The following is a 7,791-nucleotide window of genomic DNA, read 5'->3' as shown; positions in this document are numbered from 1 at the left end:
CGCGGGGCGTTGGGGGGGGCTGGGGGGGGGGGGCGCGCCCCCCCCCCCCGGGGGGGGGGGGGGGGGGGGGCGCGCCGGGGGGGGGGGGGGGGGGCATCTCTCCACTCGGGCACTGCATGCTGGGAAGCACTTTCACCCCACCTCGGATCGCATTTCGCTTTGCTGCATGCGATCCGATCCTCCCCCTCCAGGGGAGGATAAGAAGACATCACTGCTTCTTCTGCGGAGGCTTGCGCGGCGGGCGCGGGGCGGCGGCAGGCGTGGGCGTGCCAGCCATCTTGTTGGCGGCGTCGCTGACGTCGAGCAGCGAGCGGCGGATGTCCTCGACGTAAGCAGCCGACTTCTTCTTCATGGCGTCGGCGAGCTCGTGCAGTCCCCTGATCTTCTCGAACAGCTCGTCCGCCTTGCCGTCGGCGAAGCCGGGGACCACGCCTTCGATCTTGGTGACCGCCTTGTCGAAGCCCGCGAAGGCGCTGTCGACCTTGGCCATGACGGAGTCGATTTCGCCGCCCTTGCTTCTGAGATCGGCGGTGTAGTTCTCGAACGTGCGCAGGCCGTCCTTGATCGCAGGGGCATTGCTGACGATCGTGCGATCGACGCTGTGCAGGGTGTCGACGATGGATTCGGCGTCGCTGAGATCGGCGATCAGCATGGGGACGCCGTCCGTATCCAGCGGCACCGGCGGCGCGGAGGGCGCGCCGCCGATCAACGAGATCGCGGCGACGCCGGTGAGACCCTGGAACTCGATGCCCGCAACCGTGTCCTTGCGGATCGGCGCGGTGTTGTCGAGCATCACCAGCGCCACGATCTTGCGCGGATTATCCAGCTTGATCGACAGGATCTGGCCCGCGGGAACACCGTCGAAATTGACCGGCCCGCCGCGGCGCAGTCCGCTGGCGGAGCCGCCCTCGAACACCACGCGTAACTGGCTCCGGCTCTGGGCGGTGCGCCATTTCTGCACGCCGAGCACGGCGCCGAACGCCACGGCGATGACCGCCAGCGTCGCCGTTCCGATTACGAGGTTGCTCGCGCGTGCCATGCAGGGGCGATTTTACGGCCAAAGCGGGATGGTTGGAAGGACGATGCTGCGGCCGCAATACTAGAGCGGGCGGGTTAACGACTTGTCCGCCGTAGCTCGAAGAGCGAAGGCGGAAGCGTAACCCGCCAATCCGCCTTACGCGACATCAATGCCCGGCCGCGCGTTTTGCAGCAGCATTATTCAATACGATCAGCGCGTCGACGGCGACGCCCGTTTTGGTGTTGATCAGGAACGGGTTGACGTCGATCGAGGCGATCCGGTCGCCGGCATCTGCGATCAAATTGGACAGGCCGACCAGCGCTTTCACCGCGGAGGCCTCGTGCAAGGCCGGCTTGCCGCGATAGCCGCGCATCTTGATGCCGGCCTTGGTGCGGCCGATCAGGAGCCGGGCCTCGGCCTCGCCGAGCGGTGCGCCGGCGAGTGCGACGTCCTTCATCAGCTCGATGTCGATGCCGCCGGTGCCGAACAGCACGACCGGACCCATCTCGGCATCGAGCGACGCGCCGACCACGAGCTCGAGATCGGCCTTGACCTGCTGCGCGATCAGGATGCCGTCGAGCTTCGGCTTGCCCTTCAACTTCGCCACCCGCGCGGTGATGTCGGCGAATGCCTTCTTCACCTCCGCCGCGCCGGCGAGGTTCAGCACCACGCCGCCGATGTCGGATTTGTGCAGGATCTCGGCGCTGACGACTTTTGCCACGACCGGGAAACCGATCTGCTTCGCGATCTTCGCGGCGTCCGCCGCCGTCTGCGCAATCGCCTCCTTCGAGATCGGGATGCCGTAGGCCTTCAGCAGCTTCTTCGAGGCAACCTCGTCGAGCGCGGCACCGCTCGCCGATTTCAGCGCCTTCTCCAGCACGGCGCGGGCTGCAGGCTTCGAGCTCGAGGCGATGTCGGGCACTGCCTTGCGCAGCTTCGCATAGTCGAGCAGCGATTTGATCGCGGTCACCGCGCGGTCCATGCCCTGCATGACCGCGAGATGCGGCAGCGATTTGCGCAAGCCTTTGGTGAATTCGGTGAAGCCGACCGACATCGCGCTGATGTAGATCACCGGCTTGCCGGCCCGGCTCGCCATCCCATCGACGATGCGCAGATTGCGCTCGCGCAACTCGTGCGGCGCCTTGGGCAGTTCGGCATCGATGATGACGATGTCGATATCGGGGTCGTCGATCATCAGCTCGATCGACTTCATGTAGACGGAGGGATCGACCACCGCGGCAAAGCCGGCATCGAGCGGATTGCCCACGATCGAGCCCGGCCCGAGCATCTTCGCCAGTTCGGAGCCGACGTGCGGGCTCAGCGGCGCAAAGTTCAGGCCTTCGGCATAGAAGGCGTCAAGCAGCATGCCACGCTTGCCGCCTGATAGTGTGACCGCGGCGAGCCGGTCGCCCTTGGGCACGGCCGCGTGAACGAAGCATTCGGTGGTCTCGATCAGCTCGTCGAGCCCGCCAACCCGGATCACGCCTTCACGGGTCGCGATGGCGTCGAACGTCTCGATTGAGCCTGCGAGCGCACCGGTATGCGCCATCGCCGCCGCGCGGCCGCCCTCGGACGAACCGAGCTTGAGCGCGATGACCGGCTTGCTTGCGGCGCGCGCGGCCTTGCAAGCGTCGCGAAACGCCTTGGTGTTGCGCACGCCTTCGAGATAGACCACGATCACCTTGATGCTCGGATCCTCGGCGAAATAGCGCATCAGGTCCGGCGTCTCGAGCCCGGCCTCGTTGCCGGTCGTCACCATGTAACCGACCCCGACGCCGCGATCCTCCAGCGCCTGCCGGATCGCCATCACGATGGCGCCGGATTGCCCGGCGATCGCCACCGCACCCTGTTCCATGGTGACGACACGGTCGTCGATATTGGTGAAGAGCTTTTCGCCCGCGCTCAGATTGCCGAGGCAGTTCGGGCCGGTGACGGCGAGCCCCGTTTCGCGTATCGCGGCTTGCAATTCGGCAGCGAGCTTCTGGCTCTCCTCATCCTGCAACTCGCTGAAGCCCGAGGTGACGATGGTGGCCGAGCGCGCGCCGCCGGCGGCGGCGTCGCGGATCACCTGCACGGCAAAGCGCGCGGGCACCAGCACCAGCACGTGATCGGGCTTTTCCGGGAGGCTCGCGAAATCCTTGTAGCAGGGCACGCCCCAGACGGTGTCGCGCTTGGCGTTGACCGGATAGAGCCCGCCCTCGTAGCCGTACTTGACGAGGTTGTTCCAGATGCGCTCGGCATAATTGCCGGGCTTGTCGGTCGCGCCCACCAGCACAATGTTGTGCGGGTGCAGCATGGCGTGGATGCCCTTGACGATGTCGCTGGCATCGGGCGCTGGAGACCATGGACGCGGAGAAACGGACGCAGCAGGTACCTTGGCTTCCATGGCGCTTCCTCACCTCTTGTTCTTGTTGCAGCGCGCTGTCTTGCGCCGGCGTCTGGCGGGACTGATCGTGATGGCTCAATGCCGCGTGGCGGAATGGCGGGTGCTTCGCGACAAGGCTAGCATCACCAGACTCTTGGCGAAAGTGCGAACGATCGGACGACGTGCCACGACTGCGTGACGCGCATTCTTTCAAATGGTGATCACGCCTCTGCTATCGTTCAGTAACGCAGCAGGCGCAGCTTGTAGGCGTAGTGATAGGCCAACTGCTTCGCGAGATAGGAAGCGATGGCGCGCCGGATCTGCATCTGCGTCGGATCGAAGCCGAGAACGCGGCGCCGCAGGATGCCCATCTCCCTGACGCCGAGCGCGCAGGTCGAAGCCGTCTTCTGTGCATCGTGGATGCGGAAGCAGGCGAGAAATCGTGGCAGGCGCACGAATTTGAATTCCGCGGCTTGCGCCCGCAGGATGAAATCCCAATCCATCGCGTAGTGGAGGCTCTCGTCGATGGGCCCGATCCTGTCCCACACGCGCTTGCGCCAGAACATCGTCTCCTGCGGGATGTAGTCGGCATATTGCAAAGCCTTGCCGTCATGGGGCGGCAGCACGGCGCGTCCGACCTCGAGCCCCTCGCGGTCGACGAAAACACGATGGCCGTAGACGACGTCGACATCGGGATGCGACATGAAATAGTCGGTGACATAGGCGAGCGCTCCGGGCAGCAGCATGTCATCGCTGTTGAGATAGGCCATGATCTCGCAGTCGGCACCGGCGAAGCCGAGATTGATGGCGTTCGACTGCCCCTCGTCCGGCTCGCTCGTCCAGCTGATGCTCTCACCTCGGCTCTTCAGGAGATCGATCGTGCCGTCGATCGAGGCGCCGTCCTGCACGTGATAAGTCAGCTTCGGATAGTTCTGACTGACGATGCTCTCGATCGTGGCGCCGAGATATTGCGCCTGATTGTAGCTCGGTGTGACCATCGTGATCCGCGGCGCATTCGCCGGGATCGCGGGCGCAGGCGGGAAGGCAGTCAGGTTGAGCAGGCGCGGCGGATATTGCTCGAAGATCCACATCGGCGGGCGTCGCCAGAGGCTCCGCAGCGAGGACCGTCTCTGTCCGGCAGCAATGAGGTCCTGATTCCGTTCAAGGAGCGCGACACGATTTTCGAGTTGCTCCAGCCGCTGTTCGAGGCGCTGCCTGAACTCGTCGTCCATTACAGGTTGTCCTGAAAATTACAGCGCCAAAAGATCAATCGGCTGTTCTTACAGGTCTATGGGAGACGACGCCAGTTCAGCGGCCCGATCAAGCGCGGTTCCCCGGCTGTTCGGCGCGGTCTCTATCGATCCCGGATGGCCGATTGCGAACCGCTATTCACCTGTTTGGATCAAGGTGGCATGCAGGACGTAGCGCTCGGGCCCGGGCGTGACGGCGTCGAAGGGCCAGCAGGTCGTGAGCACCAGTTCGACATCTTGCGCCGCGGGATCGATGCCGGACTCATCGAAGCGAACCACAGCGGAGGAATCCGCCCGATAGCGAAAGTGCTTTCCGTCACGGCGTGTGACATCGATTACGTCACCAATGGCGACATTCCGCAGGAAGCGGAAATGTGTATCGCGGTGCGCAGCATATACCGCAATGCCGCGCTCGCCGGCATCAGCCGTTTGGTGTATATGGCCGGGTCCGAACGCGAGGGCCTGGCCGCTGGTGCCTTCCAGCACGATCGCGCTGGCGCCGATCCGCTTCACCTCGATCCGTGCGACCGGCCAGGTGTCGGCCCATGACCATGGCTTGACCGCCTCGCCGGTCGCAACGCTCCTGTCGAACGCGCGCTCCAGCAGCACCTGGGCGAGCCAGGCCTTGGCATGGATGTAGGCGCCGTCGCCGAACAGGATGAGGCCGACAAGTGCAAGAGCGAGAGGAGAGATCAGGCGGAGCATTGTTTCCACACGCGTCATTGCGAGCGCAGCGAAGCAATCCAGAATCCTTCCGCGGAGGCAGCCTGGATTGCTTCGCTGCGCTCGCAATGACGGCAAGAAGAAAAGGCGCGCGCGGCCGTTGGTATGGGACGGGCAGCCGCGCGCGCTAACAGAGGAGTTCGGGGGGGCTCCTCTCTCAAGCGGCGTCAGTGAGCAAGGGCTGACGCCGGTTGAACACGTACAGGATCAGGGCGAGCACGATCAGGATGAAGCCTGCGATCATCTTGAGCTCGGCCGAGGTCGCGGTCTTGGGCAGACGGATCGTATCGGGCGCGGCGGGCGTCGGCCGCCTCGTTGCCGGCTGGTTGCGCGCATCCGCATGGCGTTCGCGCAATTGTGTGGGCGTCAGATGCGGTCGCTCGCCAAAGACCTTCTCGAAATCCCAACCGGCCGGCAGGTTGAGCGGCAGCTCGCTGAGCTTGAGCGGCGCGCCCTCGGGGCGGCTCGGCGTCTTGTCGACCGCGACGAGGCTGGTGAGCCGCGTGACGATCTGATGGTCGAGCGCCAGCGCGAGGATCGCCTTGTCGGAGTCTTCGGGCGTCATCTCACGCATGGTACGCGCCACCTCGGCGTCGCCGATCTTGCGCTTGGCCCAGAGTTTTGACAGGCCCTTGCCTTCGGCGGCGTTTTGCAGCGGCAGCGTCACCGACCACGGGCGGTCGCCGACGCGTCCCTTGATCTCGAGCGAGCCCGCGAGCTTGTCGAGCTTTGCCGCCAGCACCAGCGGTTCGTCGCGATAGACGTCGGGAATGATCGCAGGCGTCACGTCCGCCTTGGCGTCGGAGAACTTTACGCTGAGGCCGGTCACGGCCGGGTTTTCCAGCTTGGCGAACAGGCCGCGCATGCGCTCCTCGACCTGCTCGACGGAGCCGATATGGGTGAAGGCCCCGCGGCCGAGCTCGGCGGCGCGCGTCATCAGATAGGTGTTAGGTGCGGATCCGATGCCGACCATGAACACGCGCGAGCGGCCTCTCATCGCTGTGATCGTTTCGAACAATTGCTGCTCGTTGCCGATCGCGCCGTCGGTCAGGAACACCACCTGGCGGACCATGCTGGTATCGCCAGCCTTGTCGGTCAGCGCCGCGCGCATCGCCGGCACCATCTCGGTGCCGCCGCGGGCCTGCAAGGCACTGACGAACGAAGTGGCTTCACCGACATGCGTGGCGTCGGCCGGCACGGAGGTCGGGAACAGCACGTCCATGGTGTCGTCGAAGCGGATGACGTTGAAGCGGTCGTTCGGTTGAAGGCGGGAGAGCGCGTAAGTCAGGCTGGCCTTGGCCTGAACGATCGACGTACCGCCCATCGAGCCCGAATTGTCGATCACGAACACGACCTCGCGCGGCAGCAGCTTCTGCGTCGCCTGCTCGGCGCTGGGCGGGGTGACGAAGGCGAGCAAATAATCGGCACCGCCGACACGCTCGCGGAACAGGCCAACCGACGGAGCCTTCTCCGCGGCCGGCTTCCAGGTCAGCTCGAAATCGCGGTCGGCGGCCACGGCGCCGTCAGCGAGCGAGACGATTCGCGTCGCATTGTCCGGGCTCTCGACCTTGACGTTATGGTGGGGACTCCTGACCTCGCGGAGCGCGAAGCCTGCCTTCAGGCGCACCGTGATGCTGGTCGGATTGACCGGCGCGTTCCTGGCGGGATCCAGCACCGGCGGCGAAATGCGGTCGCGGTCCGGCACCGGCTCCGAATTGGTCGCGCCCCAGCCCGAGCCGTCCTTGCGGAAGTCGACGCTCTGCACGATCGGCGCCGGATTGTAGCGCGGCCCGACCACCAGCGGCAGCCGCAGCGAATACTCATTGCCGGATTGATGCACCGGCTCCTGATATTCGATCTGCACCAGCACGGTTTCGCCGGGACCGATATTGGCGACCGAATTGGTGAAGATGTTCGGCCGCTCCTGCTCGGTGAGCGCGGCCTTCTGGCCGGCGCGGCGCGCCTGCTCGTAGATCACGCGTGCCTGCTGCCGCTCCTTGATGTCGCCGATGATGACGCGGTCGCCGACCACCATCTTCAGCGTGTCGACAGTGCCGCCGGTGGGAAGCGGATAAACGTAGGTCGCCTCGACCCAGTCCTTGGTCGGATTGCGGAAGACCTGGGTGACGCGGGCGCGCAGCGTCGGGCCTGATACCGTGATGTCGACGTCGATGCCGAGGCGGATCGCCTCCGTGTAGGCACCGTCCTCCTTCAGGAGAAGGGTGCCGGATTTGGCATCGCCGGGCTGGAGCAGGCTGGCCTGCTCCGTCGTCGCCGACCATCCGGGCTCAAGACTCACGAGCAGGGCCACGAAGGCGACCAGCATCACCGCGATGCCCTGCACCAGAAGAAACAATCCGAGCTTGATCAGCCGCCCCAGCATGGGGTGCTCGTCGCTGTCGGCTGTGTCGTAGGTATCCATTTCGCCTGCTCCC

The 7,791-nt window shown here is 65.2% G+C and carries 5 protein-coding genes; all 5 read right to left on the bottom strand.

Translation table 11 applies throughout. The annotated features are described in order from the left end of the window. Nucleotides 1–208: 208 nt before the first annotated feature. A complete protein-coding gene (locus ABIB99_RS37165; protein WP_354180547.1) occupies nucleotides 209–1,039 on the bottom strand; it encodes an MlaD family protein in 831 nt (276 codons plus the stop codon). A gap of 145 nt (nucleotides 1,040–1,184) precedes the next feature. Then, the gene (locus tag ABIB99_RS37160; RefSeq protein WP_354180545.1) at nucleotides 1,185–3,404 is read right to left on the bottom strand and encodes an acetate--CoA ligase family protein; all 2,220 of its coding nucleotides are present in this window, start codon (nucleotides 3,402–3,404) and stop codon (nucleotides 1,185–1,187) included. A gap of 218 nt (nucleotides 3,405–3,622) precedes the next feature. Then, nucleotides 3,623–4,615: a glycosyltransferase family 2 protein gene (locus ABIB99_RS37155; protein WP_354180543.1), complete on the bottom strand. Its 993-nt coding sequence runs from the start codon at nucleotides 4,613–4,615 to the stop codon at nucleotides 3,623–3,625. A 153-nt stretch (nucleotides 4,616–4,768) separates the two neighbouring features. Then, the gene (locus ABIB99_RS37150; RefSeq protein ID WP_354180541.1) at nucleotides 4,769–5,338 is read right to left on the bottom strand and encodes a class GN sortase; all 570 of its coding nucleotides are present in this window, start codon (nucleotides 5,336–5,338) and stop codon (nucleotides 4,769–4,771) included. Nucleotides 5,339–5,513: 175 nt separating this feature from the next. Further along, nucleotides 5,514–7,778, bottom strand: a complete 2,265-nt coding sequence (locus tag ABIB99_RS37145) for a marine proteobacterial sortase target protein (protein WP_354180539.1) — start codon at nucleotides 7,776–7,778, stop codon at nucleotides 5,514–5,516. Between the last annotated feature and the right edge of the window lie 13 nt (nucleotides 7,779–7,791).

This window comes from Bradyrhizobium sp. LA6.1 (assembly GCF_040547805.1).
Lineage (GTDB): Bacteria > Pseudomonadota > Alphaproteobacteria > Rhizobiales > Xanthobacteraceae > Bradyrhizobium > Bradyrhizobium barranii.
Note: the sequence above shows the minus strand (reverse complement) of the source record. Positions and strands in the feature narration are given on the sequence as shown.